This is a genomic window from Maribacter sp. MAR_2009_72 (genome assembly GCF_007827235.1).
GTDB classification, from domain to species: domain Bacteria; phylum Bacteroidota; class Bacteroidia; order Flavobacteriales; family Flavobacteriaceae; genus Maribacter; species Maribacter sedimenticola.
Genome location: NZ_VISB01000001.1, coordinates 529,149 through 555,397 on the forward strand (window position 1 = coordinate 529,149; position 26,249 = coordinate 555,397).

Below are 26,249 nucleotides of genomic sequence, written 5' to 3' on the forward strand. Positions count from 1 at the left end.
AGATGAAGGGACAAACCTGTATACTTAAATTTTTGTGATGAGTAGTCGCATTTGAGGGACACATAAAAAAATTGGTCCGTAAAGTTTATTTATAGGATGCTAAACGATGTATGTCCTTCAAAGAAGTACGTTCATCACAATTACAAGTAGACCTTATAGATTCTATTACTTTTGTACTATGATTTCGATACTTAAAAAAAGGAATTGGCTTGCTGTAAAGATTATTGCACTTGTTTCTATCGCCTTCCCATTAGGGATTATGGCCTATGAGTTTATTATTCTCGGTAATGAATCTGTTGTGTTTTTAGAAGATTACCCAATTGCCATCGGTATTCTAATTATTATATATTACACCATTCTTTTAGTACTAGGTATACTTTGGATACTTTCTCAATTATCGTCTTTGTTGACCTTACGTAATGAGACCAAGAAGAATGAAATCATGCATTTACAACAACAGGTAAATCCGCATTTTTTCTTCAATATGCTCAACAATATATATGGAATGGTAGATAAAGATGCCGAAAAGACCAAGAAGTTAATTCTTAAGCTATCTGAACTTATGCGGTATAGTATCTATGAAGGGGAACGGACTACGGTTACGTTAGACGAAGAGGCCGCTTATATTCAAAACTTTATCGATTTACAAAAAATTAGATATCATAAGCCCATCGACATTCAATTTAAAAAAGCTATTAAAGTAAATGCTAGTATTATGCCCTTGTTATTCATAATTCTGGTAGAAAACGCATTTAAGCATGGTGTTGAGAATTTAACCGAACATGGGTATGTTCATATTAACCTTACAGGTAATGCACAAAGAGTGGTTTTTGAAATTGAAAATAATTTTGATGCTAAGAATACATCAACAAAAGAGGGGATAGGTCTAAAGAATTTGAAACTAAGGTTATATTTGGTGTATCCTAAGAAGCATAATTTTTCAATTACTTCTACAAACGGTATCTATAACGCTAAACTTGAATTACTTTTATAATGCGGTACTTAATTATAGACGATGAGCACATTGCACATGATATTATTAAAGAATATTGTGACCTATTACCGCATATGGAACTCATGAAGAATTGTTATGATGCGTTGGAGGCGCTCGACTATTTACGTGAGCATACGGTAGACTTGCTTTTTTTAGATTTGAACATGCCCAAATTAAAGGGTTTTGAGTTTTTAAAAACCTTGAGCGAGCCACCACATGTTATTGTTACGACCGCATATCAAGAACATGCTCTTGAAGGGTATGAATTAAACATTACCGATTATTTATTAAAACCGTTCAGTTTTGAACGATTTTTAAAGGCGGTGAACAAAGTGGCATTGTCGCCCACGGCTAGCTCAACTACCAATTCAATACATGCATCATTAAAAAATAGCATATTTCTGTATAGTGATAAGAAACATGTGCACGTTAAGCTTGCAGACCTTTTATATGTTGAGGCCGCAGGCAATTATGCGAAAGTAGTTTTAACAGGGAGCACCATAGTAATTAGAGAAAAAATATCAGATGTTCTGGAACTGCTTCCTTCAAGCCAATTTATACAAGTACATAAATCTTTTATAATATCTAAGAATCATTTACAAACGATTGAAGGAAACAGAATACTTATAAATGATATTATAATCCCCATTGGGAAACATTATAAAGATAATTTAAAGACTAGTCTAAAATTGTGACTATTGTTGAAAATACTCGGATTTTTTCTCTTGTTTAAGTAAGTATTACAACATGATTCCTCCAGAGGCCTCAATACGTTGTCCGTTGATCCAACAGCTATCTTCGGTGCATAGAAATGCTACAATACCACCTATATCCTCTGGTTCGCCAACGCGGCCCAATGCAGTATTTTGACTAATTAAGGCTCTTTTTTTATCGTTCTCTTTATTTTCGCCACCGCCAAAGTCTGTGGCCACAGCACCTGGAGCAACAACATTGGCCCTGATTTTTCTATTGCTTAATTCTTTTGCCAAGTATCTTGTAAATACATCGACCGCACCTTTCATACTGGCATATGCAGACGAGCCAGGCAATGAAAAACGTGCCAATCCTGAAGAAATATTTATGATTCCCCCGCCATCGGTCAACAAGGGTACGGCATGCTGGGTAAGGAAATATACACCCTTTATATGAATGTTCATCATCTCATCAAAATCACTTTCGGTGGTATCCAAAAATGGCTTATAGATACCCGTTCCCGCATTATTGATCAAGTAATCGAACGTATTTTGCTGGAACGTATCCTTTAGGTGCGTAGATATGTTCTTGAAGAAAGTGTCAAATTCCGCTACTTTGCGCGTATCCAATTGTAAGGCTATTGCTTTTTGCCCCATATCTTCAATAGAACGCACCGTATCTTTTGCGGCATCTTCATTGGAATGGAAGGTAAGTATGACATCCAAACCTTTTTCCGCAATGCGCAGTGCCATTTCTTTTCCCAACCCTCTACTACCTCCTGTTACCAATGCTATTTTTCGCTTTTCCATGTTTCAATAGTTTATGGTATCAAAGTTAAAAATAGTTATCAAATATGCCCTCTCCCGGATTATGGATTTCAGGTCTTTGGATCTCTTCTAAACAGCTCGATCAAATCGAAAACTAAAACACAAAAAATTACCCAAATGGCACCGGCTATAAAACCACCGGCAATATCAGATGGAAAATGGACACCTAAATAGATTCTACTGATGCCAATACTTAGAATTATAAGTGCCAAAAGAAACATAAGTAAAACCTTTGCCACTTTTTGTATGTTGAATTTATACATCAAAAACATTAGAAAACCATAAAATGCCATGGCACTCATGGCATGACCACTGGGGTAACTTAATGTTTCTACGGAGACCAAATGTTCAATTCCAGGGCGCGCACGGTCAATAAATCGTTTCAACATCATATTGGAAACTGTTGCCAAACCTAACACTAACGTAGCCTGTACTACGTATTTCCACCGCCTAAAAACCAAAAGTGACAGTAACAAAAAAATTGCAAGAACAATTAAATAACCGTGAAAATCCCCTACATCTGTCATGAATATAAAATATTTTGTCAATGCCGGTGTACGGTATGAAATTATATAATCGGTAATCTGAGTATCGTACATGGCCAAGGTCTCGGTCTTTAAGGTATCCGTAAGTTCAATAAACAGGTTTATTCCACCTACTACTAAAATTAAGGCAACGACAACCGTAATGACATACGGTAAGGTTGTATTGTACTGATGTAATTTTTTTTCTAAAAACTCCCGTAGTTTCTTTATAAACGTAAAAAGTGATTGCTTCATAATCAACAATAATAAGACCGTAAACTTAGCGGTATTTGCTTAAATCTAATAGTACAATGCATTGGATAAATGACTCTTTTACGTGTTATTTTGAAATTTTAATAGTTTGGCGATATAGGTATTTTTGGTTGGGTAAGCGCCTAAACCGTATCTTTATACCTTAAAAAACCTGTTATAGACTATGAATTCACCCAATTGGAAAACTGCTATTGAATTTGATGATATTACCTATAAAAAATGTAATGGTGTAGCCCGTATTGCTTTTAACCGACCCAATGTTCGTAATGCGTTTAGACCGCACACTACAAGCGAGCTGATCAAGGCCTTTTATGATGCGCAGGAAGATACGTCAATTGGTGTGGTACTCTTATCTGCGGAAGGACCTTCCACGAAAGACGGAATCTGGTCTTTTTGTAGTGGTGGTGATCAAAAGGCTAGGGGAGAAAAAGGATATGTGGGTGCTGATGGGCAACACCGTCTTAATATTTTAGAAGTACAGCGTATGATCCGTTTTATGCCAAAGGTGGTCATTGCCGTAGTACCGGGATGGGCCGTTGGTGGTGGACATAGCCTGCATGTTGTATGTGATATGACATTAGCCAGTAAGGAGCATGCCATATTTAAACAAACCGATGCCGATGTTACCAGTTTTGATGGCGGATATGGCTCTGCTTACCTCGCAAAGATGGTGGGACAAAAAAAGGCACGTGAAATTTTCTTTTTAGGAAGAAACTATTCTGCCCAAGATGCCTTTGAAATGGGTATGGTAAATGCCGTTATACCCCATGAAGAATTGGAAGACACCGCTTTTCAGTGGGCCCAAGAAGTATTGGAAAAATCGCCTACCTCAATTAAAATGTTGAAATTCTCCATGAACCTCACAGATGATGGTATGGTAGGCCAGCAAGTATTTGCGGGTGAAGCAACCCGTTTGGCATATATGACGGAAGAGGCCAAAGAAGGTAGAAACGCATTTTTGGAAAAGCGTAAACCTGATTTTGGAAAAGACAATTGGCTACCGTAGGTTGGTTGATGGTTGTCCGTTGATGGTTGTCCGTTGATGGTTGTCCGTTGATGGTTGTCCGTTGATGGTTGTCCGTTAATGGTTGCTAGTATAAAACGCTTCGCGTTTTTGTACACTTTAAGTGATACATAATACCGAGTACATCATTTATGTCTCCAAAAACTGACTACTGCTACTGGAAACTGAATTACCCTAAACTAAAAAGAGTCTAACCATTTGAAGGTCAGACTCTTTTACGAGAACACTATATGAAAATGAAAAAATTTAATTCGTTTTTTATAACACTGTAAATGTAGAAATGATCCTTAGTTTTGTGAAACTATTGTTGCCACATTAGAGGATTCTGTTGTGAAAGGGCTCAAAAATGTGGTTTTGTAGGAAAAAAGCTAAAGTTTTTGTTTTTTATTGAATAGCCAATAAAATTTCGGACAGTAAGGTATTGTATTGTTCATCGGTTTGTTCTTCCAAGCCGGTACGAACCACAACCATATCTTTTGAGGGAATGATAAAAACACGCTGACCTTGAAATCCGTTCGCAGAATATACATTGGTTGGTATATCCGGAAAAATTCCACCGGCATTCAACCAAAAATGTCCACCATATTTACCGTCGGAATTTTGTGTTGGTGTAGTGATATAGTCCACCCACTCCTTTGAAAACAGTTGGTCACCGTTCCAGTTACCGTTATGTAAATACAAAAGTCCAAATTTGGCCCAATCTCGCGTAGTGGCCCAAGCGTAAGAAGAGCCAACATAGTTTCCCACCAAGTCTGTTTCCAGTAACATGGAATGCATTCCAATTCTATCAATAAGTTCTTTGTATGGAAAATCTAAATACGTTTGATGGCTACCAAGCTGATTGCGAAGAATACCCGATAAAAGATTACTGGAGCCCGAGGAATAGTTCCAGATTTCACCGGGTGGGGCAATCATTTCGTTCTTGCGTTGTGCAAGGGTCATATCAGAATCTAAAAACAGCATTTTCGTAACATCGGATATTTTAAAATAATCCTCTTCCCATGCCAATCCGCTTTGCATACGTAGCAAATTGTTAATGGTAATGGCTTTTCTCCCGTCATTTTGCCATTCCTTAATGGGAGCTGGAGCAGTTACATCAATTTGTCCTTGGTATTGCAATATCCCGTATAATGTTGCCAAAACGCTTTTTGTCATGGACCACCCTAGAATTGGAGTATCCTCCGTAAATCCATTAATATACCGTTCACCTATAATCTGGTCTTTATAGACTACCAATAATGTTCTAGTTTTTTCCTCGGGATGTTGAAAGGCATTGTTTAGCGCCACCTCCACCTGATCATAATCAACATTGGGCAATAGGGTATCGGTCAGGCCATTGTTTCCATAGGGAAAAGGTAAGGTATCTTTTTTTGTTTTTCTGTGAGGAACCGTATTGAACGCATGTTGGCTATATTCTTCATTGGTCAATACCGCACCCAATCCCTCTTTATAAAATGCCGTTCTTTCCATTAATCCGTAGACTTTGGCACTGGCCGTATGTGCTTGATCTGAAACCGTTGCATTGGCTAATTTTATCAAGGGCATGTCATGATCATAAAATTGCACATCCTCAGTACTTCTATCGGCTACGTACACGCTAGATGCCATATTTTTTGCCGCATAACCAGAAATAAGGTTCAGTTTGGGATAATTAAAATAAACCAGTACTACGACCCCTACAAGTATAATACCCAGAAGTAATTTTATTTTTCTCATGCGCAACTTTTCATTTTATGTAAATTTATCAAAAGCAAGCGTATGTCTAACATCGGATTAATAATTGAGGAAAGAAGTAGGGATATTGGTGACTTTCTTGTGGGTAGATTGTTACCATTTAGAAAGAAGAGAATGATAGGCCCTTTTATCTTTATAGACCATATGGGCCCTACGCAATTAGGTCCGCACCACTATATGGATGTAGACCAGCATCCACATTATGGCCTATCTACCCTTACTTTTATGCTCGAGGGTGAAATTCTTCATAAAGACAGTTTGGGTACTGAGCAGGTTATAAGTCCCGGTGCAGTAAATTGGATGGTTGCCGGTAGAGGGGCAACCCATACGGAACGTACACCGGAAAGCCTACGAAAGGGCAATGAATTTATTGCCCACGGTTACCAGATTTGGGTAGCATTACCTAAGAATAAGGAGCAAATAGCACCTGAGTTCCATCATTTTACAGCGCAGGAATTGCCACAATGGACAGACCATACCGCTTCATTTAAATTGATTGCGGGCTCAGGTTATGGGCGTACATCTCCCGTACCGGTACATTCCCCTTTGTTCATGATAGAAATAAAGACCGATGAGCCGTATGAATTGGACACCATGAACAACCTAAGCGGTGAAATTGGTATTTGTATTGTAGAAGGAAGTATTGAAGCCTGTGGGGAAGAAATAGGAAAAGGTAACATACTTGTAGCAAAAGTATCGGACACCTGCAAAACGCGTATTCGTGCAGGTAGCCATATTCTTTTATTTGGTGGGGAACCTTTCCCGGAAGAGCGCCATATATTTTGGAACTTTGTTTCCCATGATAAGGCCAACCTAGAGAAAATTAAGGAACAATGGGCACAAAGATCGTTCCCTATGATGAAAGGTGAGCAAAGTTATATTCCATTGCCCGGTCTATAGTTTCTCCCAAATCTTATCGGCCGTTAGCCTAAAGTTGCCCAAATGGTCAAAATTACACTCGTGCGGTTGAATTAAGGATAAGAATGTACTCTCATCATTAGATTTATATAGGTGGTAGGTTTTTCCCACTATAGGTTCAAAATTGAACTTTGCACTATAGACCAAATTATTGTATTCATAATTTTCCATTAATACCCTATAGGCTTTTTCCAGCTCTTCATATTGTGCCTTAATTTGGTTATTGGCACTGATAATGTGGCTGTTTTTCCACGAAGTTACGTCTGGCGGGGTTATTTTTGGTGCGGAAACACCAGATGCAAATGGCAGTAATTTTCCATGATATTCCTGTGTTTCCTCATTGTAGACTACATAGTCCGGTTTTATATCTTTTTTCATAGCAGTACAAATTTAAGAAAAGCCTGCATTTATCCCTTGTTAGATTATTAGGGTATAGGTATCTTCCATTCTTAATTGAACCTTTAGGTAACATATTCCTTGCTAATGATCCTTAAAAAAACACTTTTCTTTCTATTTTTTGCTGCCCTGTTTTCATGCAATACAGAAAACAAACCTAAGGAAGTGGTATTATATGAAAACTATTGTGCCAGCTGTCATATGGCGCCAGATATTCAAGATTTACCAAAACATATTTGGGAGGATAACGTACTACCGGCTATGGCTGCGCGTATGGGTATTATAACCCAAGAAAACCATCCTTATTATAAACTTCCGTTCAATGAACAATCTGCCATTATTAAAACAGGTATTTATCCTTATCAACCTATAATCGATTTAAAGGACTGGGAACTTTTAAAAAATTATATTATTGAGCTTGCTCCGGAAAATTTGCCTTCAAGATCAGATACTATCCATAGTATACCCCTTACGCAGTTCAATGAACAACCGGTTACTCTGGATAGCGTAAAGGGCAGCTATTTAACATTTTTGGAAGTAGATACATTACGAAAACAGATTGTTACGGGATCTAGGTTTGGTGAGTTAATGACGTATGACCTAAGCACACATACAGCCCAAAATGTCGGATATTTTGATAAGGCTATTACTACGGCCAGATTTGTGGGGGATAGTATTTATGTAACCAATATGGGCGTTATGGATCCTAATGAAATACCTAGGGGAAGCACGGTATTAAGACATGGGCAAGCCACGGCTATCTTACAGGATTCCTTACACAGACCGGTGCAGACCATTTATGCAGATTTAGATGATAACGGTACGGAAGAAATTCTACTTTGCGAATTTGGAGACCTTACCGGTAATCTTTCCGTTTTGGTAAAGGACAAATACGGTTTTTATTCCAAGAACATTCTATTGAACCTCCCTGGTGCCTTGCGTGTTGTTGTAAGGGATATGGATAAGGATGGTAAGGATGATTTAGTGGTATTGATGGCACAAGGTGATGAAGCAATGTATATATTTTATCAGCAGGAAGCCTTACAATTTAAAGCGAAAAAGATAATTAGGTTTAGTCCCGTATATGGCTCCAGTTGGTTTGAGCTGGTCGATTTTAACGGGGACGGTTTTGATGACATTATTACCGTTAACGGGGATAATGCGGATAAGTCATTTGTTAGCAAACCGTATCACGGCATGCGCATTCATATCAATGATGGAAAAAATAATTTTAAGGAACACTATTTTCATCCTTTAAACGGGGCCACCCGGGTAATTGCAAAAGATTTTGATGAAGACGGGGATATAGATATGGCTCTACTGGCAACATTTCCAGATTATGAAAACTATCCGGATTATAATTTTGTTTATTTGGAAAATATGAACGGTAAAAGCATAGCATTTAAGCAGCAACATTTGGCCAATATAGCCTTGGGAAGATGGTTCTTGATGGATGCCGCGGACACAGATGCCGATGGTGATATTGATATTGTACTGAGTGCTATGTCGTTTGGGTTTACCCCGGCAACAGAAACCTTGAACAAGGTTTGGAAAGAAAGCTATACCGATCTACTAATTCTGGAAAATAAATTACATTAGAGCTTGTGAAGTACAAGGTATTCGTTATATCCATTTTTTTACTCGCTTTGGGATGTAGTCCAAAAGTGGTAGAAAAATATGAATGGATACCTTTAGAGGTTACGGCTACGGCCTATAATTCCTTACCAAACCAGACCTCATACGAGCATCCGGCAATAACTGCGTGGGGAGATTCCATAAAACCAGGTGTAAAATGGATTGCCGTATCTAGGGATTTATTGAAAAAAGGCCTAGCGTATAATACCATGGTGAAAATAGATACTTTGGAAGGTATTTACCTTGTAAAGGATAAAATGCATTCCCGTTGGCGAAACCGCATAGATATCTATATGGACGAAGATGTAAAAAAAGCCAAAGAATGGGGAAAACGAAAAATTACCATTACCTATGCCGTATTAAAGGACACTATTAACAATACCAATCCATGAAACGTCTTTTTATCCTATTAGCCCTATTTCTACTATTTGCATCCTGCTCAACGAGCAAAACCATTTTGGAGCATCCCATTACTTTCAAGGAACAGCGTGAACAACTGACGTTAAATTATTTAAAAGATAGGTATGGCCTCATACAAGAAACTCCTAAAATAATACCAAGGATGATCGTTTTGCATTGGACGGTAATTCCCACTTTTAAGGAATCATTTGAAGCTTTTGACCTGGAAATACTGCCTAATTGGCGTCCGGATATTAAGGATATAAGTGGGTTGAACGTGTCTTCACAATTTATGGTAGATAGGGACGGTACCATTTATCAACTATTACCGGAAACTACCATGGCACGTCATGTCATTGGCCTTAACCATTGTGCGATAGGTATTGAAAATGTAGGCGGAACAAATGAATTGCCGTTGACCAAGGCCCAATTAAAAGCCAATATATGGCTGGTAGGTTATCTGAAGAAGAAATATGATATTGATTATTTAATAGGCCATTATGAATATACCCGTTTTGAAAATCATCCGTTGTGGCTAGAAAAAGATGAGGGGTACAGGACTATAAAAACCGATCCGGGTGATGACTTTATGAAAAAAGTGCGCAGAGCGGTCAGGGATTTAGATTTTAAACCTTTGCCGGCACAGTAAAGCAAATCGTATTTTTATCCTATTAATCAATAAGAACAAATAATAAAACATATGAAACAAATAGCACTGGCACTTTTATGCGCATTACCCATGCTAGGTCTTGGTCAATCATCCGCATTGACCACCCAATTATATGATACCTACGAAAATTATAAAGAGGGTTCAATTGGGAAGAGAAGGATCAAAAGAGCCGATATACAGCCACTAATAGCTACGTATCGTAGCAACCCCAAATTCAAGGTTTCTACCGTGGGCCGATCAATAGGAGGGAAGGAGTTAAGCTTAATTAGTTTGGGTACGGGAGACGTCAATGTTTTTCTTTGGTCACAAATGCATGGTGATGAGCCTACCGCGACACAGGCTATATTCGATATTCTGAATTTTTTTGACAGTAAGGATTTTAAAGAAGAAAAAGAGGCCATTTTATCCAATCTCAGCATCCATTTTTTACCAATGCTAAATCCTGATGGAGCTGAACTTTTTCAACGACGTAATTTGTTGGGCATAGATATAAACCGTGATGCGCTTAGGTTACAATCGCCCGAATCAAAAACCTTAAAAAGGGTTCGGGATAGTCTAGCGGCGGATTTTGGCTTTAACCTTCATGACCAAAGTACCTACTACAATGCCGAACGGACCGACAAACCGGCAACGATATCCTATTTGGCACCAGCTTACAACTATGAAAAGGATATCAACGAAGTACGTGGCAATGCCATGAAAATAATAGTTTTCATGAATTCCATCCTTCAAAAATATACTCCGGGACAAGTTGGTCGCTACAATGATGATTTTGAACCACGTGCCTTTGGTGACAATATTCAAAAATGGGGTACAAGTACTATTTTAATAGAATCTGGAGGCTATCCTAACGATACCGAAAAACAGGAAATAAGAAAACTTAACTATGTGTCCATTCTTTCCGCAATATATACCATTGCCAAACAGAACTATAAAGAAATAGCTATAGGTGAATATGAAAAAATTCCGGAAAACGACCGTAAACTCTTCGATTTAAAAATAACCAATGCCAGTTATAACTTAATGGGGAATTCATATAAAATTGATGTAGGCATCCATCAGGTTGAAGTGGATTATGCAGACCATAATTCTTTCTGGTACAGTAGCCGAATTCTTGATCAGGGAGATCTTTCTACCTATTATGGTTATGAAACCCTGGATGCTACCGGTTACACCATAAAACAAGCTACAGCGTATCCAAAAACCCTAAATACCCTCAACGAGGTACAAAGTTTGGACTTTGGTCAGTTATTGAAAGATGGCCACGCTTATGTTCGTATGTCCACAATACCGGCCAAACAACTTAACTCGCCTTTTCCGGTTCATTTAATTGGTGCCAATTATAAAATACCGGAACTTAAACTACAACCAGGTATAAACCCAACCTTTTTTCTGGAAAAAGATGGCCGTTTGGAGTATGCGGTTATTAACGGCTTTTTGGTCAATCTATCACAATCAAATATTGAGGTGCCCAATGGCATGATCTATAAATGATTGCTCAAAAAATATTGAATATAAAAAAAGGGATGGTTTAACCATCCCTTTTAAATTTAAAACCTAATAAGAAGATTACTCCGCATCTAACAATGCAAAGAACTTATCCAAATTAGGAAGAATAATAATTTTGGTTCTTCTGTTTTTTGCCATGTTTTCCTTAGAATTGTTTTCTACCAATGGCAAATAGCTACTTCTACCCGATGCAATTAATTGAGATGGGTCAACACCATATTCCTTCTGTAATTTACGTACGATAGAGGTGGCACGTTTTACACTTAAATCCCAGTTATCCGTAACCATTGGGGTATTAATAGTTCTAGAATCCGTATGGCCTTCAACCATTACTTCCATACTTGGCTCTGATTTAATGACATCTGCCAATTTCTTTAAAATAGAGTTTGCCTTGCTGCTTACATTATAACTGGCCGTATTGAACAAAAGTTCATCAGAAATATTGATCATCACTACCGTCTTATCAATACTTACGTTTACATCCTCATCCTCATCTGATATGGATTGTTTTAGTTTATAGGACACCGCCAAGTTCATAGAATCCTGTAGTGTTTTTGCGCCTGCCAATTTTGCCGGGTCTACATTCTTCAACGTATTTCTCATTTTGGCTTTGGTGTTGTTACTCATTACGGTAACATCGTCAACGCTGGTAAATTGGCTATCGTTCATTTCTTTCAATGAATTGATCTTAGCGTTGTACTCTTCTACACGGGCTTCTATTTTTGACATTTGAGCCTCTAATTCTTCTTTTTCAACCTGTGTTTTTTGAAGCGTGCTCTGTGTCTGTGAAAGGTTGTCTTCTAAGGCAACATATTTCTTCTTAGAAACACATGAAGTAAGCAATGCTACCGAAAATATAGTAACCAAGGATAATCTTTTCATTTTATATATTTTAAATTAATAATTGTGTAATCGGTTTTATATACGGGGCAAATCGGTAAACGGACGTTTTGTATCCATGCACCTACCTTAAAATTAAGTGTGATTTTAACGTCAACAAAATGAGTATCAACATGTTGTTGGTGCTGGAATAAAACAAAAAAAAAGAAGCGTAAATACGCTTCTTTCCTTATCATTTCATATTAAACTTATTCACAACCTCCAGTAAATCCGTTGGCACTGAACTTGGTCTGTACCGCACCTTTTCTGGCTCCGGTATTAAGTTCTATGGCCAGATTATTATCACCGCTACCATCTCGTTTAGGGCTACAGTATTCAAATAAATAATAGCTATTGGCCCTTTCGGATACTTTTTCTGAAATATCCCTGAACGTACGTTCCAGTTCATCTTTGTTCTGTGCAAATACGCTGGCGGTCTTACCTATATCCGTCAATACCTCTGTATCGATCTCACCACCTAATCCTATACTGAAGAAAGAAATGTTGGCATTTGCTTCGTTCACTTTTTTAAGGGCGGCGCTTTCGGTATAACGAGATGCTTGATCCGTACCATCCGTAAATAAAACAACGGAGGCAGCTCCAATTTTACCGCCTGCGGTAGAAGTTTTTACCAAATCCGATGCTATATCGGTAGATTTAATTACCGCACCATATAAATCTGTAGATGGATCGTTACTGATATCATCGGTTATACCATCTATAGATGCGATAAGTTCATCTTTAGAAGGGGTCAAAGCGTTCAAGAGGTGAAGTTCATCTTCACCATCAAACCAATAGATAGCCATTTTTACGGACTCTTGGGTGGTAGATGGCATTACGGCGTCAATAAAACTGGTTGAGGCCAATTTTAATTCCTGCAAGCTACTGCTCAACACGCTATTACTTAAATCTAACACCAATAAGGTATTGTTAGAGAATATTTGGGAATTGGGAGAAATTCTTGCAGAAGACTCAGAGGTAGAAATGGTTTTGAAACAATCATCATTACGTCCTTGCTCATAAATGGTAAATTGATTTGCCGTTAAGCCTGGAACGGGATTTCCGCTAGTATCGGATACTCTAAAGAAAACGGACACTTTTCCCGGCAATGTGGTATACTGTTCCTGAATGGAAAGCACCAACTCGCCCTCTTCCAATCCTAAGCAATCATCTACCGGCTCTCCTTTCCCTAGACCATCCCCAAGGTTCAGATCCAAACTTACATCATCATCTGCATTACCACACGAAACCAGTAAAGACAGTACAAAAAACACACTGAAGGTCTTTAAAAAATTTTTCATATTCAATATTTATACGTTCAACTAGCAGAACGGACAAAGTGTATTTAAATTATAGAAGATTTTAAAATTAATGTTAAAGATTGTTAAAGGTGAATTGCCTGTTTATATTGAAAAATTAAAAGCCTATAATTTTAGTAGCTTTATAGCAAATCTAATAGAGTCCTAAGCTATATAAAATGGTACTTTTAAACATAATACAATAAATGACCCACGAACTTAAGACCATTTTTAATGCGTACGAATTGGCAAAGGAGGAAAATGTAAGTTGTGTTTTGGCAACCGTAGTTTTTCTTGAAGGTTCTTCGTATAGAAAACCAGGTGTCCGTATGCTGATTCGTGAAGATGATACAATGATCGGAGCAGTCAGTGGTGGTTGTGTGGAAAAAGAAGTACTTTTTCAGTCACAGTCCGTCTTTAAGGACCATTCTGCCAAATTAATGACCTATGACGGTCGCTTTCGTTTAGGGTGCGAAGGTATCTTGTACATTATGTTGGAAATTTTCTCTCCCAACGAATCCCTTGTACATGCCTTTAAAAAGGTAATAGAGAATAGAACGGACTTTACTTTATCAACAACATATGAGAAAGAATATGGGCAATTAAATGGTTATGGCACCTTTATAACACTAGGTGCAAAAACATATCCTTTAAATCCTTATACCAAGCAACAGTCTAACGCACATTCCTTTGAACAAACAATGCCTCCTTGCAAACGGTTATTACTTATAGGTGGAGAACATGACGCGGTTCAGCTAGCTCATTTTGGAGTTGGTATGGGTTGGGAAGTAAGGGTGGCCGTGACTCCACAAGAGAACAAGTCCATATTGGATTTTAAGGGTATAGATGAATTATTGAATTATGAACCCGAACTATTCCCCGTTGAACAAATAGATGAAGAAACGGCTGTGGTACTTATGACGCATAGCTTTGCCAAGGATTTAAAATATCTAATGGCCTTAAAAAATGTAAAGCCTATGTACTTAGGTGTTTTAGGACCTATTAAAAGGAGGGAAAAATTACTGGACCATCTATTGGAACAGGATATGGACATTTCTGTAGATTTCCTTGAATCTATTCATGGTCCTGCCGGATTAAATATTGGTGCAGAAACCCCTCAGGAAATTGCAATTTCAATTTTAGCGGAAATACTAACGGTTATTAGGAAAACCGAACCCATGATGCTAAAAAACAGGGCACAAAAACCGGTTTAATGATTTCTGGAAAAGACATAACCGTTTTAATAATGGCCGCAGGGGAATCTAAACGCATGCAGGATATTAAACAACTTTTACCGTGGAAAGATTCCAATTTCTTATTAGAAATCATAAAAACAGCCAAAAATAGTAGGGTAGGCTCGGTACAACTTGTTTTGGGCGCTCATGCAGAGCGTATTGTGGATAAATGTTCCCTCAACGACCTCCATGTTGATTATATGATAAACCCCAATTGGCAAATGGGTTTGGGAAATAGTATAGCATATGGTATAAACCATTTACTTTCATTGGCATCCAGACCGCAAGGTATTTTAATTTGTCTTGCGGACCAACCATTAATGACATCCGATTATTTAAATTTAATGGTGGAAAATTTTATACAAAATCCAAATAGAATAATTGCTACCAATTATACCCAAAAAACGGGTGTACCGGCTTTGTTTCCTATTACCTTTTATGAAAAACTTTCCCAGCTTAAAGATGATTATGGGGCCAAAGAAATATTGAAACGTTATAGAAAAGAGACCATTGGCCTAAATGCAGGAAAAGGAATTATTGATATAGACACTAAAGCGGCATACGAACAACTAATTATAGATACCCAATAACCAACATAATAATTAATATGATGTACCACCTTAAAGCAATACTAATCTCCAGTGTTTTCCTTATTCTAGTTAATTTTGCATATTCCCAAGAAATGGGATTTGAAGAGTATAACCCTATTTCAACATTGGTCATACCGGGCAAAGAAATTAAAACGGCCAAATTTCCATTTATTGATGTGCATAGCCACCAAAGGGATATGTCAGTACAAGCACTTACGGCATTGGTAAAGGATATGAACGCCATGAACGAAGCCATAATGGTGAACTTAAGTGGTCGTTCAGGTGAAAGTCTTAAAGACAAAGTTGACAATATCAACAAAAGTTATCCCAATAGGTTTGTTGTTTTTGCTAATGTGGATTTTGAGGGAGCAAAAGATTTGGAGTGGGGCAAAAAGGCTGCCGCCCAGTTGGAACTGGATATCAAGAACGGGGCTAAAGGCTTAAAGATTTTTAAGAGTCTAGGTTTGCGTAATAAAGATGCCGATGGAAATCGTTTGGCTATTGACGATTACAGATTAAATCCTATTTGGGAAAAATGTGCTGAAATGGGCGTCCCAGTATTGATTCATGCAGCTGACCCCAAATCATTTTGGGACGAAATGAATGCGGAAAACGAGCGTTGGCTAGAATTAAAAACACATCCTAGAAGAAAAAGGTCTGACAGAGATCCGGCACCTTTTGAACAAATTATACAGGAGCAGCATAACGTTTTTAAAAAACATCCTAAGACCAAGTTTATTAATGCACATATGGGATGGCATGCCAATAATTTGGAAAAGCTAGGCGAGTTACTTGATGCAATGCCCAATATGAATGTAGGTATATCTGCCGTTATTGCGGAGTTGGGTAGACAACCACAGCATGCAAGGGCATTTTTTATTAAATATCAAGACCGTATCCTATTTGGTAAGGATAGTTGGAAACCAGAGGAATTTCCGACATATTTTAGGGTGTTGGAGAGCAATGATGAATACTTTCCTTATTACAAGAAATATCATGCCTTTTGGGCAATGTACGGGCTTGATCTACCCGACGATGTGTTGAAGAAAGTATATTATAAAAATGCGCTAAATCTCATTCCAGGACTGGATAAATCCTTGTTTCAGGAATAAGATTACACTTTTTTCAATACTACATCCTCTGCTTTGACAGGGATATCCTTAGTATCTTGAAAAATACCACATGATATTTGCTTTTTGGCTAGTGCAGCGGTTTTTTTACGTTTAGTCAAAGCCTCAATTTCCTTGTTTAAAAATTGCATAACCTAATAATTTTTAAATAAAACGAACATTTGTGCCCTATGTTGCATAGATAGTTTTAAATATATGCTAAACAGCTGGTTATCTTTATTCTACACATAATGGGATAGTCATTATATACGAACCAAACGATAGCAAATAACAAAAAAATAATAATTATCTGTGACAAAAAGGTTTGTTCATATACCAATAGGGAAAATAACGGTTGTACATGTCCAAAGAAGTTGAATTTACCAATTTGATAAGAGATCACCAAGGTTTGTTGTTTAAGGTTACCTCTATATATACCGATACCAAACAAGACCAAGAAGACCTTTTTCAAGAAGTGGTATTTCAGTTATGGAAGTACTTTGATTCGTTCAGGAATGAGTCTAAAATTACCACTTGGATGTATAAAGTTGCCATGAATACGGCCATTACTTTTTTAAAAAAAGATAAAAGAAGACCGGATTCCGTTTCTATGGCAGATACAGTTTCACAAATTATGGAACCTGGCAATGATGACGTATATGAAGAGCGATTACGGTTGTTATATGCACATTTAAAGCATTTAAATCATTTGGACAAAACCTTGATTTTTCTTCTACTAGAGGCAAAAAGCTATAAGGAAATAGCAGAAATAACAGGGTTACAGGCCAGTAATGTGGGAACGCGAATCTCAAGAATCAAACAAAAATTAAAATCTAACATGATAAAATCATAATCTATGGAACTGGAGGAATTACAATCTGCCTGGGTGCAAATGGGCAACGAACTGGAACGGCAGAAAAAATTGACGAATACAATTATCTTGAACATGACCAAAGCGAAATATCAAAATAAATTTAAAAGCGCACTAACCCTAGAAACAATAGGTGCTATAGTATGCTTTGCACTGGCTTTACTTTTCTTATATAAATTCAATGTTTTGGATACTTGGTACTTACGTTTATGTGGAATTTTGACCATAGGCTATATGGTTATTTTTCCAGTTCTGGTATTGTATGCCTTGCGTAGGATTAAAAATTTAGACCTTCTAAACGGTAGCTATAAAGCCAATCTTACCCATTATTTAAAATCTAAAAATCGCCTATTGCGCATACAGCAGATAGCTATGGGTATTGGAATGGCTGGTATGGTATTTATTTTACCTACTTTTTCAAAAATTAGTTCAGGCAAGGATATCTTTATGGAAGGTTTACGATCTACACAATGGATATTCCTAACTATTACTTTAGTGATTACCCTTATTTTTTGCTTATGGGGTTATAGAGGATATATGCGATTGACCAAATCTGCACAAGAAATTTTGAAAGAACTGGATTAATTATTCGGTCAATTTTTTCTGGATGTAGTTTAAGATAAGCATCCAGTTCATTTTCAATAGCAGTGATGCCGTAGGAACGTTATTATCGGCAATGGCGGCTATTATGGATTCATGTTGGTTATCGGATTTGTTATAGAAGGAGTCATCATTGGTAAAGGCCCTTTCATAAAAGAAAATACGGGTTTTAAGGTCGTTTAGTATCTGTAAGGCCAAATCGTTCTCATAGCCCTTGGTTAGTAGCCTATGAAATTCCAAATCCGCTTGTATCCGGGAAATGGCATCTTTGGCATTTTCAAATACTTCTTGCTGCATTTTTAGTTGTTCAATGTCTTCTTGGGTAAACTCCGTGTTTTCAATGGCCATTACTTCTAGATTGGCCACTAGGCCATAAAGGTCCTCGGCTTCTTTAACATCCAGTTCGGCAATGATGAACCCTCTGTTAGGTACGGCCTTGATGATATGTGCCTGCTGCAATTGTGCCAACGCTTCCCTAATTGGGGTTACACTAACATCTAAATCGCGCGAAAGGGCCGCCAAATTAATGGTTTTGCCCGTTTTTAGATTTCCGGTAATCATCTGAGAAAGAAGGTAATCCCTTACTTGGTCCCTTAAGTTTACTTTTACCAACATGAGTCAAAAATAGTATATCGTATATGATTATAAGCGAATATTTTCATGTTTTCGTATACGTTGTGGTTTTTATATTCTGAGAACACGGCATAAAATTGACGGTCTTTATAATTAATGGTGTTTTTGTACGTTTTTATAGCACAACCCTACAAGCAAACAATATGAAAAAAGTAACATTAATTTTAAGAAAATTATCTGCCGTACTTCCGGTATTATTCATTGCCTATAGCTGTAGCGATGATAATGCTATGGATGAAGAAGTAGTTATTACAGAAACAGAATTGCAAGCAGTTTTAACCACCGATGATTATTTGGACGGTGTGGACCTTGCACTTTACAACATGTCATCTGCCCAAGGTTCTTCGGGAAAATCATCTAATGAAGAATGCTATACCGCAGAATATACGGATACCGGCTACACAGCGGTATTCAACAATTGTGTATTGAACGGAACGGATCAAGTAAACGGTACGTTGACCGTGACCTATGACCTTCAGGGAGAAGAAGGTTCCTTTACCGCAAGCTATGTGGATTTTTATATTGGGGAAATCAAGGTCAACGGTTCCAGATCTTATGTGTTCAGTGGTAATGATAACGAAAGTGCCATAACTTTTGAGGTTACAAGCGATATAACTGTAGAAATGGAAGATGGCTCAATAATATCCGATAACGGAACAAAAAGTACGACCATTACTTTTGATGAAACGGCTTCATATAGTGTAACAGGGGAGTGGACCGTGGTATATGAAGGAAACACGTATAAAATTGAGGTAAATTCCCCCTTAAAAAGCGACTTAGGCTGTACCTATATTGCTGCAGGTGATTTGGATATCTCCAAAAATGGACTTACCGTTAATGTAGCATTTGGTGATGGTACTTGTGATGATAGTGCCACTATGACCTATCCTAACGGCGTTCAAGAAGAAATTACCCTAAAGGATTAGGGTATATATCATATTAATTTTTTAAAAGAGGGGTTTAAACGACAGTAGTTTAAACTCCTCTTTTCATTTTCAGGACTATTATTTCCTGTATTATGACATCTTACAATCCATATTTCTTGGCTATCTATTAAATAATGGTAAACTCTTCTAAAAGTTTAATAGTTTGATGCCCCGTAATGCTAAATAATTGAAATACAAATCATATCTTTGTTGGACTTTAAAGGGGTGCAGATGATTCTTGCAATGGCCTTACAACAAATGGCAGCATAGTTTACTCAAAAAACTTACCATTGGTTCTATACGTCACCACGTATTTCAATTCCTTTACAGTAAAATTCAAGTATTATCATTAAAATTTCGAATGGCAAAATCACAACAGACATTTAATAAAACTGAAAAAGAAAAAAAACGCTTAAAAAAGCGAGAAGAGAAAAAGAAAAAAATGCTCGCGCGCAAGGCAGCGGCGAAGGAAAGTGGAACTTCTGGCATACCATTGGCCTATGTGGACTTCAATGGCAATTTGGTAGATACACCGCCAGATCCTGCCATGAAGGTAGAGATAGAAGCTGAGGATATTGTTTTGGGTATTCCTAAAAAAGAAGAAGGTGATGTTGAGGAATTTGATCCGGTAAGAAACGGTAAGGTTTCATTTTTTGATACTTCTAAAGGTTTTGGTTTTATAATAGACTCTGAAAACAATGAAAAATATTTTGTTCATGTGAGCGGTCTTATCGATGAAATCATGGAAAATGACAAGGTTTCGTACGAGCTTGAAAAAGGAATGAAGGGTATGAATGCCGTTCGTGTCAAAAAAATATAGCCAACACATTTCCCTATGGCAAAACTGCAACGCAATACCGTTCTGGTAGTATTGTCTTTCTTTGCCATTTACTTCATCTGGGGATCTACTTATTTATGGAACAAAATTGCGGTAACGGAATTACCTGCCTTTATGCTGGCAGGTATTCGTTTTTTAACGGCCGGTAGTTTAATTTTCATCATATCCAAAATTTTGGGTCTACCCTTAGGCATTACAAAAACACAATTTAAGAATACGTTTATTGCAGGGTTTCTTTTTTTAACTTTTGGAAATGGGGTAGTGGTATGGGCCTTGAAATTCGTAGATAGCGGTTTTGCGGCCTTGGAGGTATCCGCACAGCCCTTGGTAGTTTTATTGATGATGCGTGTGTTGCAAGGTAAAAAAATTCAACCCATGTCCGTAATAGGTGTAATATTGGGTATTACCGGTATTTTTCTATTGGTTGGGCAAAAGCAAATAATAACCCAAGAAGGTGCATTATTGGGAATGTTCCTCATCTTTATCTGTATGTTGAGTTGGTCCTATGGAAGTTTATTTGTCGGTAAGGCAGATTTACCACAAAACTTTTTTGTCAATACCGGCTATCAAATGTTGACCAGTGGTTTTTCCCTCATTATTATTAGCTTTTTACTTGGAGAGACTTGGTCTTGGCCATCACAATGGAGTATACCGGTACTTTGGTCTATGTTATTACTTATTATTTTTGGCAGTATTGTAACCTTTACGGCCTTTAATTATCTGTTACGGTTTGTTTCTCCAGAAAAGGTGGCCACTTCTTCGTACGTTAACCCGATCATTGCTATGGTATTAGGCTGGTATTTCTTAAATGAACAGATTACATTACAATCCATAGTTGCCTCAATAGTGCTTTTGACCGGGGTCTATTTTATCAATACCAAAAAGAGTTTAACGATTTTCTCTAGGTTTTCAGGTAAAAGAATTTCTAAATAATATCCGTATTTAAGGTTATTGGCTCCACTTGTCCGGGTTGCATGTGTCCCAAATAGATATTTCCTATACGTACACGTACAAGTCGTATGGTAGGATAACCGACCGCAGCCGTCATTTTGCGTATTTGCCTAAATTTACCTTCGGTCAGTATAATTCGTATCCATGAAGTTGGTCTATGCCTTCCAATACGGAGCTTAGCGTTGGGTTCGGGTAATGTGGGGTTAGTCATTAATTGCTCTACCGTACAGGGTTTTGTACCATAGGTAGTGCCAAAAAGTCCAATATTTACCCCGCTACTTAGTTCTATAATGGCTTGTGTACTAATTAGTCCATCTAACTGTGCCAGATACTCTTTTTCTACTCCTTTACGATTTATGATATCGCTTAATTTACCATCCGTTGTCATGAGTAAAAGACCTTCTGACTTCTCGTCCAACCTACCAATAGGCATAATTTCAGAATTGAACGGATAAAGTTCACTTAAAAACTTTTTCTTGCGTAACTGCCGTTCTTCGTTGGAAGTCAATTGACTCAACATTCCAAATGGTTTATACACTTTAAAATGGCAATGTTTCATTATTTTGTATGGTCTGTAAAAAATTGCTTACCAATGGTCGCAAAAGATACCCTTTTTAACCCATGAATTAGTAATCTACTATTGATAATGTTACCTTTGCAACTTCCAGAAAAGATTTTATGCAAGAGACAGTTTTTGAACTACAGGATAAGAAAACCGATAAGGAACTATATAGCTACCAACAGGGTGCTATTCAACAAATTTTTGACAAGTTCGATTCTGAACGTGAAGATTACCATCTTTTATATCAATTGCCAACCGGTGGTGGTAAAACTGTTATTTTCTCCGAAATAGTAAGACAGTACCTTAAAAACCATAGCAAGAAAGTTTTGGTGATGACCCACCGTATAGAACTTTGTAATCAAACTTCTGAAATGCTCACCAATTTTGGCGTCGTTAACAAAGTGGTTAACAGTAAGGCAAATTTGGATGACCAAGAACGTTACAGTTGTTATGTGGCCATGGTAGAAACCTTGAACAATCGTCTAAACGACGACCAGCTGGATATTTCAGATGTTGGCCTGGTCATCATAGATGAGGCGCATTACAATTCATTTACCAAACTGTTCAAATTTTTTGAAAATTCATTTGTTCTTGGTGTAACGGCCACTCCTTTAAGTTCCAATAAGGACTTGCCCATGAACAAGAATTATGATGAACTTATACCCGGGGAAAGTATTGAAAACCTTATAGAGAACGATTTCTTGGCTAGGGCAGAGGTGTTTCATTATGATATGGGGCTAACTTCGTTAGAAGTAGGCTCTAATGGTGATTATACCGTAAAATCATCTGCCGATCTTTATACTAGCCCGGCTATGCTGAACAAGCTATTAGAAGCTTATTCAAAACACTCCAAAGGTAAAAAAACTTTAATTTTCAATAATGGTATAGAAACGTCCATACAAGTATACCATACATTCAAAGCCGTAGGATTACCCATTATGCATTTGGACAACACGGCGACCAAAAAACAACGTAAACAAATATTAAGGTGGTTTAGGGAAACGCCAGATGCCATCTTAACATCCGTAAGTATCTTAACAACCGGTTTTGATGAACCAACCATTGACACCATTATCCTTAATAGGGCAACAAAATCACTTACCCTGTACTATCAAATGATCGGAAGGGGCTCTAGGGTATTGAACAATAAATCCAAATTCACCGTAATTGACCTAGGGAACAACCTTTATCGTTTTGGTCCTTGGGGTGCGGACCTAGATTGGGGCGCTATTTTCAAATCACCTAATTTCTACATGGATCGTATTAGGGATGATGAGGATATTGAAAGTGATTTTAAACTGGATTTGTCCGAAGAGGTCAAAGCAGAATTCAAAAACTCAAAGGAGACCTATTTTGATATCAAGGAAACGTATGAAACCGCTACGTTTGCAGGAGAATCATCTAAAGTGGTTCTAGAGCGTTCCATAGCCCAACATGCCCATATGTGTATTGAAAACAGTGAAGATGTTTATGATGCACTTGCATTGGCCAAATTGCTGAAAGAAGATATTGATAATCGTATACATGTGTACGGAAAATGTATAAGTAAAAGTACCTATAACTTTCTAAGCTGGTTAAAGGACGACTACCAAAAGAAATTGAACGCATACCTAAGAGAAAATTTCGATACCGTATTTGAAGACATTCATGGATATCCGCCAGAGGATTAAATTTCGATTAACTTATACGTTCAATTTTTTTATTACTTGTAGATACTTGCAAAATTCCTAAAACCTTACCGATACTTTGCCTCTAAGATAGAATGGTGTTCCGGGAGTAAAGTGAATTTCCTCAACAGATGCGGTTTCATTAAACAATCTGCTTTCTGTAGCAAATTGGGTCTCGTTCCACTCCGTATCAAATAAATTCTCAATTATCAGACCCAATGTCCAATTTTTAATATGATAATTCAAGTTTAAATCGGTTACAAAATAACCTTCCGCTACTATACTATTATCTTCGTTTGCAGCCCTATCCCCTAAATAACGGTAGTTCAATGACCCGGAAAAGTTACCTAAATCACTTATGGATAAGCCACCAACCGAGGTAAGATCCGGCGCAAGTGGAATATAATCCTCTCCGTCTAATTCCTCCGTACTTCTGGCGTAGGTATAATTAATATCATTATATGCATATAACCAGTCCAATAATTGATAACGGGCTCCTAGTTCAATTCCTAACCTACGTGTCTTTCCACTAGGTTCAACAATACCGGCATCACCTACGTACACAAATTCCTGATCTAATAAAAGTCCCCATAACGTAGCGTTCAATACAAGTTTATCCACAGGTTTTACTATAGTACCCAAATCTGCTCCATACGCTGTTGGCAATATATCCCTACCTTCATTCGCGGTTACAACACGTGTATCGTTAGAATGAAATCCTAAACCTGTTTTTAAGAACATTTGCCAATTGCGGTTTACCGTATATAACGTATTAAGTTTTGGACTAACTTTTGCTTTGTTTTCACTTCTGCTATCGTAAGCTTCGCTTAATTTATTTTCATAATCGAACTTAAAATAATCTAAACGTACAGAGGGATTAAAAGTCCAATTCCCGGTTTTATAAGTGCCATCCAAAAATCCGTATATATTGGTTTCATCGACATCCCCAAATGCATACTGCTCTAAAGTGGTCTTCCTGTTTAAGGTATGTGATAGGGACACATCATCTACATTATCATTTCTAAAACCTATTCCTGCTTTGTACCCAACCATATCATTTTCACCAACCGTAATATTGATTTGCTCAAAAGCTGTTTCAGCACCCATAACCGTCCTATCCTCAAATTGACGAATTTGATCTCCGTTTACCGGATCTTCTAAAAAGAATGTAAAGTTTGAGAATAATTCAAAATCATATTTGCTTACAAATGCCCTCGTCTTTAAAAACTGGTCATCGCCCAAAAATCTGGTATGGTTCAACATTAAATTTGTTCTACTGGTTTGTCCTCCTTCGGTATCATCTATGGCGCCAAACCTGCCAATAATGTTTTGATCAACCGCCCTTTGAGGAATTTGTCCCGAGGCATCCCATTTGCTTTGAAAATGAGAGGCGGTCAAGGTAAGCTCTTCCTTACCAAGGTCCTTATAATTATAACGTCCTAAAATATTTATCCTATTGAAATTTTGTGGGGAATCAAACGGTCCGTCGGTAAGATAAATTTCCGAAGCAAAATAAGCATCACTTTTATTTCCTTCCAATAACTTAAAAAGTCCCACAAATCTATTGGTATTGAACTGTCCGGTTTCATAGGATACCATACTTTTGTCAATATTTTTTTTCAAGCCAAGGTCAACGTACCCAGCGGTGTTAAAATTTCCCTTATCGGCATAATACAATCCTTTTCCAAAATTTATATGTTCTATTGTTTCCGGTATCACAAAGTGTAGATCTGCATAGCCCTGTCCATGCGCATGAGATACCATATTCACCGGCATACCATCTACACTAATGGCTACATCCGTACCATGGTCAATATCAAAACCTCTTAAAAAAATCTGTTCTGCCTTACCGCCGCCTGCATGTTGGCCAATTAAAAGCCCTGGTACTTTTCGTAAAATTTCCTGGGAAGATTTTACCGGATCATTTTGTACATCTATATTCACAACTTTACTCATTGCATCTACCTTGGACACCACAACAACTTGATCTAAGTTTATGCTGGACTCCTCCAAGGTAATCTGTACCTGCTCATTAAAATGTTTAGGTTCTATGACTAGAACAAAAGTTTTATAGCCCAAATTGGAAAAGTATACGGAATCGTTTATATGGGTAGCAGGAAGTGAAAATGCCCCAGATAAGTTGGTATGGCTATGTTGGCCTGAAGTCTGGTTGAAAATACCGACATTTTCCAAGGCCGTGCCATTATAATCGGTAACCTTACCTTTAATGTTCTGTGCTTTTACTGAAGTGGATATTAAAATTATGGTTAATACTTGTAACAGCCTAAGTGCCCACTTGTAGCTATAGTTCATTTTTATATTTTTTAGGTTAAAGAATGTCTTTAACGTACCTACGACAAAAAAATAATAAGGTTTTGTAAATCTGCAAATTTATAGTAGACACCTAAATTTCACATCCTCAGCAATTATTTTTTCCACCCTTATTTAGTATTCCCAATAGCATTAATTTATGGTAAAACCTAGTAAAGATTTG

At 37.4% G+C, this 26,249-nt stretch carries 27 protein-coding genes; 17 read left to right on the forward strand and 10 right to left on the reverse strand.

The genetic code is table 11. The features are described from left to right. The first annotated feature begins 178 nt into the window (after positions 1-178). Together JM81_RS02145 and JM81_RS02150 are read left to right on the forward strand one after the other, a co-directional pair. Positions 179-994 (forward strand): sensor histidine kinase, encoded by an 816-nt coding sequence (locus tag JM81_RS02145; protein ID WP_144800497.1) that lies wholly within the window; start codon positions 179-181, stop codon positions 992-994. Next, positions 994-1,689: a LytR/AlgR family response regulator transcription factor gene (locus JM81_RS02150; protein ID WP_315897736.1), complete on the forward strand. Its 696-nt coding sequence runs from the start codon at positions 994-996 to the stop codon at positions 1,687-1,689. Before JM81_RS02145 ends, JM81_RS02150 begins: the two co-directional genes overlap by 1 nt. Before the next feature lie 45 nt (positions 1,690-1,734). Here JM81_RS02150 and JM81_RS02155 read toward each other — a convergent pair whose 3' ends face one another. Beyond that, the gene (locus tag JM81_RS02155) at positions 1,735-2,496 is read right to left on the reverse strand and encodes an SDR family NAD(P)-dependent oxidoreductase (RefSeq protein WP_144800499.1); all 762 of its coding nucleotides are present in this window, start codon (positions 2,494-2,496) and stop codon (positions 1,735-1,737) included. 68 nt (positions 2,497-2,564) lie between these two features. After that, on the reverse strand, positions 2,565-3,293 hold the full coding sequence (locus JM81_RS02160) for a phosphatase PAP2 family protein (protein WP_089260411.1): 729 nt from the start codon (positions 3,291-3,293) through the stop codon (positions 2,565-2,567). A 181-nt stretch (positions 3,294-3,474) separates the two neighbouring features. On the opposite strand from JM81_RS02160, the gene JM81_RS02165 reads away from it, so the two are divergent. Continuing rightward, positions 3,475-4,317 carry a 1,4-dihydroxy-2-naphthoyl-CoA synthase gene (locus JM81_RS02165; RefSeq protein WP_144800500.1) on the forward strand — a complete coding sequence of 281 codons (843 nt, stop codon included), beginning with the start codon at positions 3,475-3,477 and terminating at the stop codon, positions 4,315-4,317. A gap of 402 nt (positions 4,318-4,719) precedes the next feature. On the opposite strand, the gene JM81_RS02170 is transcribed toward JM81_RS02165, so the two are convergent. Next, the gene (locus JM81_RS02170; RefSeq protein ID WP_144800501.1) at positions 4,720-6,051 is read right to left on the reverse strand and encodes a serine hydrolase domain-containing protein; all 1,332 of its coding nucleotides are present in this window, start codon (positions 6,049-6,051) and stop codon (positions 4,720-4,722) included. A gap of 42 nt (positions 6,052-6,093) precedes the next feature. Here JM81_RS02170 and JM81_RS02175 point away from each other — a divergent pair, with 42 nt between their 5' ends. Continuing rightward, on the forward strand, positions 6,094-6,969 hold the full coding sequence (locus tag JM81_RS02175) for a pirin family protein (RefSeq protein WP_144800502.1): 876 nt from the start codon (positions 6,094-6,096) through the stop codon (positions 6,967-6,969). On the opposite strand, the gene JM81_RS02180 is transcribed toward JM81_RS02175, so the two are convergent. Then, entirely contained in the window at positions 6,964-7,365 is a 402-nt protein-coding gene (locus JM81_RS02180) for a DUF2452 domain-containing protein (RefSeq protein WP_144800503.1), read from the reverse strand. The two genes, JM81_RS02175 and JM81_RS02180, sit on opposite strands and share 6 nt — an antisense overlap. A 105-nt stretch (positions 7,366-7,470) precedes the next feature. On the opposite strand from JM81_RS02180, the gene JM81_RS02185 reads away from it, so the two are divergent. From JM81_RS02185 to JM81_RS02200, 4 genes are read left to right on the forward strand one after another with little or no spacing between them, the layout of a single operon-like run. Beyond that, entirely contained in the window at positions 7,471-8,982 is a 1,512-nt protein-coding gene (locus JM81_RS02185) for an FG-GAP repeat domain-containing protein (protein WP_144800504.1), read from the forward strand. Between the two features lie 5 nt (positions 8,983-8,987). Then, the gene (locus JM81_RS02190) at positions 8,988-9,410 is read left to right on the forward strand and encodes a 3D domain-containing protein (protein ID WP_315897737.1); all 423 of its coding nucleotides are present in this window, start codon (positions 8,988-8,990) and stop codon (positions 9,408-9,410) included. Then, positions 9,407-10,066, forward strand: coding sequence for an N-acetylmuramoyl-L-alanine amidase (locus JM81_RS02195; protein WP_144800505.1), 660 nt, complete (start codon positions 9,407-9,409; stop codon positions 10,064-10,066). The genes JM81_RS02190 and JM81_RS02195 overlap by 4 nt, the downstream gene beginning before the upstream one ends. Before the next feature lie 51 nt (positions 10,067-10,117). Continuing rightward, on the forward strand, positions 10,118-11,581 hold the full coding sequence (locus JM81_RS02200) for a M14 metallopeptidase family protein (RefSeq protein WP_144800506.1): 1,464 nt from the start codon (positions 10,118-10,120) through the stop codon (positions 11,579-11,581). A gap of 75 nt (positions 11,582-11,656) precedes the next feature. On the opposite strand, the gene JM81_RS02205 is transcribed toward JM81_RS02200, so the two are convergent. Beyond that, the gene (locus JM81_RS02205; RefSeq protein ID WP_144800507.1) at positions 11,657-12,478 is read right to left on the reverse strand and encodes a flagellar motor protein MotB; all 822 of its coding nucleotides are present in this window, start codon (positions 12,476-12,478) and stop codon (positions 11,657-11,659) included. Between the two features lie 206 nt (positions 12,479-12,684). Beyond that, the gene (locus tag JM81_RS02210) at positions 12,685-13,776 is read right to left on the reverse strand and encodes a vWA domain-containing protein (protein ID WP_144800508.1); all 1,092 of its coding nucleotides are present in this window, start codon (positions 13,774-13,776) and stop codon (positions 12,685-12,687) included. A 203-nt stretch (positions 13,777-13,979) separates the two neighbouring features. Here JM81_RS02210 and JM81_RS02215 point away from each other — a divergent pair, with 203 nt between their 5' ends. The 3 genes from JM81_RS02215 to JM81_RS02225 are packed head-to-tail and all read left to right on the forward strand — an operon-like array spanning position 13,980 to position 16,710. Next, on the forward strand, positions 13,980-14,987 hold the full coding sequence (locus JM81_RS02215; RefSeq protein ID WP_144800509.1) for an XdhC family protein: 1,008 nt from the start codon (positions 13,980-13,982) through the stop codon (positions 14,985-14,987). After that, the gene (locus JM81_RS02220; protein WP_144800510.1) at positions 14,987-15,598 is read left to right on the forward strand and encodes a nucleotidyltransferase family protein; all 612 of its coding nucleotides are present in this window, start codon (positions 14,987-14,989) and stop codon (positions 15,596-15,598) included. The genes JM81_RS02215 and JM81_RS02220 overlap by 1 nt, the downstream gene beginning before the upstream one ends. A gap of 17 nt (positions 15,599-15,615) precedes the next feature. After that, positions 15,616-16,710 carry an amidohydrolase family protein gene (locus JM81_RS02225; RefSeq protein ID WP_261374938.1) on the forward strand — a complete coding sequence of 365 codons (1,095 nt, stop codon included), beginning with the start codon at positions 15,616-15,618 and terminating at the stop codon, positions 16,708-16,710. Positions 16,711-16,712: 2 nt separating this feature from the next. On the opposite strand, the gene JM81_RS18365 is transcribed toward JM81_RS02225, so the two are convergent. After that, on the reverse strand, positions 16,713-16,859 hold the full coding sequence (locus JM81_RS18365) for a hypothetical protein (protein WP_179213167.1): 147 nt from the start codon (positions 16,857-16,859) through the stop codon (positions 16,713-16,715). Positions 16,860-17,068: 209 nt separating this feature from the next. On the opposite strand from JM81_RS18365, the gene JM81_RS02230 reads away from it, so the two are divergent. Together JM81_RS02230 and JM81_RS02235 are read left to right on the forward strand one after the other, a co-directional pair. After that, positions 17,069-17,560 (forward strand): RNA polymerase sigma factor, encoded by a 492-nt coding sequence (locus JM81_RS02230; RefSeq protein ID WP_089260398.1) that lies wholly within the window; start codon positions 17,069-17,071, stop codon positions 17,558-17,560. Between the two features lie 3 nt (positions 17,561-17,563). Continuing rightward, positions 17,564-18,163 (forward strand): hypothetical protein, encoded by a 600-nt coding sequence (locus JM81_RS02235; protein WP_144800511.1) that lies wholly within the window; start codon positions 17,564-17,566, stop codon positions 18,161-18,163. Here JM81_RS02235 and JM81_RS02240 read toward each other — a convergent pair whose 3' ends face one another. Further along, a complete protein-coding gene (locus JM81_RS02240) occupies positions 18,164-18,793 on the reverse strand; it encodes a GntR family transcriptional regulator (RefSeq protein WP_144800512.1) in 630 nt (209 codons plus the stop codon). Between the two features lie 161 nt (positions 18,794-18,954). On the opposite strand from JM81_RS02240, the gene JM81_RS02245 reads away from it, so the two are divergent. The 3 genes from JM81_RS02245 (at position 18,955) to JM81_RS02255 (ending at position 21,508) form a co-directional block, all read left to right on the forward strand. Continuing rightward, positions 18,955-19,737, forward strand: coding sequence for a hypothetical protein (locus JM81_RS02245; RefSeq protein ID WP_144800513.1), 783 nt, complete (start codon positions 18,955-18,957; stop codon positions 19,735-19,737). Between the two features lie 361 nt (positions 19,738-20,098). Next, the gene (locus JM81_RS02250; RefSeq protein ID WP_089260394.1) at positions 20,099-20,557 is read left to right on the forward strand and encodes a cold-shock protein; all 459 of its coding nucleotides are present in this window, start codon (positions 20,099-20,101) and stop codon (positions 20,555-20,557) included. Between the two features lie 15 nt (positions 20,558-20,572). Beyond that, on the forward strand, positions 20,573-21,508 hold the full coding sequence (locus JM81_RS02255; protein WP_144800514.1) for an EamA family transporter: 936 nt from the start codon (positions 20,573-20,575) through the stop codon (positions 21,506-21,508). On the opposite strand, the gene JM81_RS02260 is transcribed toward JM81_RS02255, so the two are convergent. Further along, complete coding sequence (locus JM81_RS02260; RefSeq protein WP_144800515.1) at positions 21,501-22,085, reverse strand: pseudouridine synthase; 585 nt, start codon at positions 22,083-22,085, stop codon at positions 21,501-21,503. The genes JM81_RS02255 and JM81_RS02260 overlap by 8 nt on opposite strands. Before the next feature lie 119 nt (positions 22,086-22,204). On the opposite strand from JM81_RS02260, the gene JM81_RS02265 reads away from it, so the two are divergent. Continuing rightward, entirely contained in the window at positions 22,205-23,758 is a 1,554-nt protein-coding gene (locus tag JM81_RS02265) for a DEAD/DEAH box helicase (RefSeq protein ID WP_144800516.1), read from the forward strand. Positions 23,759-23,815: 57 nt separating this feature from the next. On the opposite strand, the gene JM81_RS02270 is transcribed toward JM81_RS02265, so the two are convergent. Then, the gene (locus tag JM81_RS02270; protein ID WP_144800517.1) at positions 23,816-26,068 is read right to left on the reverse strand and encodes a TonB-dependent receptor; all 2,253 of its coding nucleotides are present in this window, start codon (positions 26,066-26,068) and stop codon (positions 23,816-23,818) included. Positions 26,069-26,249: the final 181 nt, after the last annotated feature.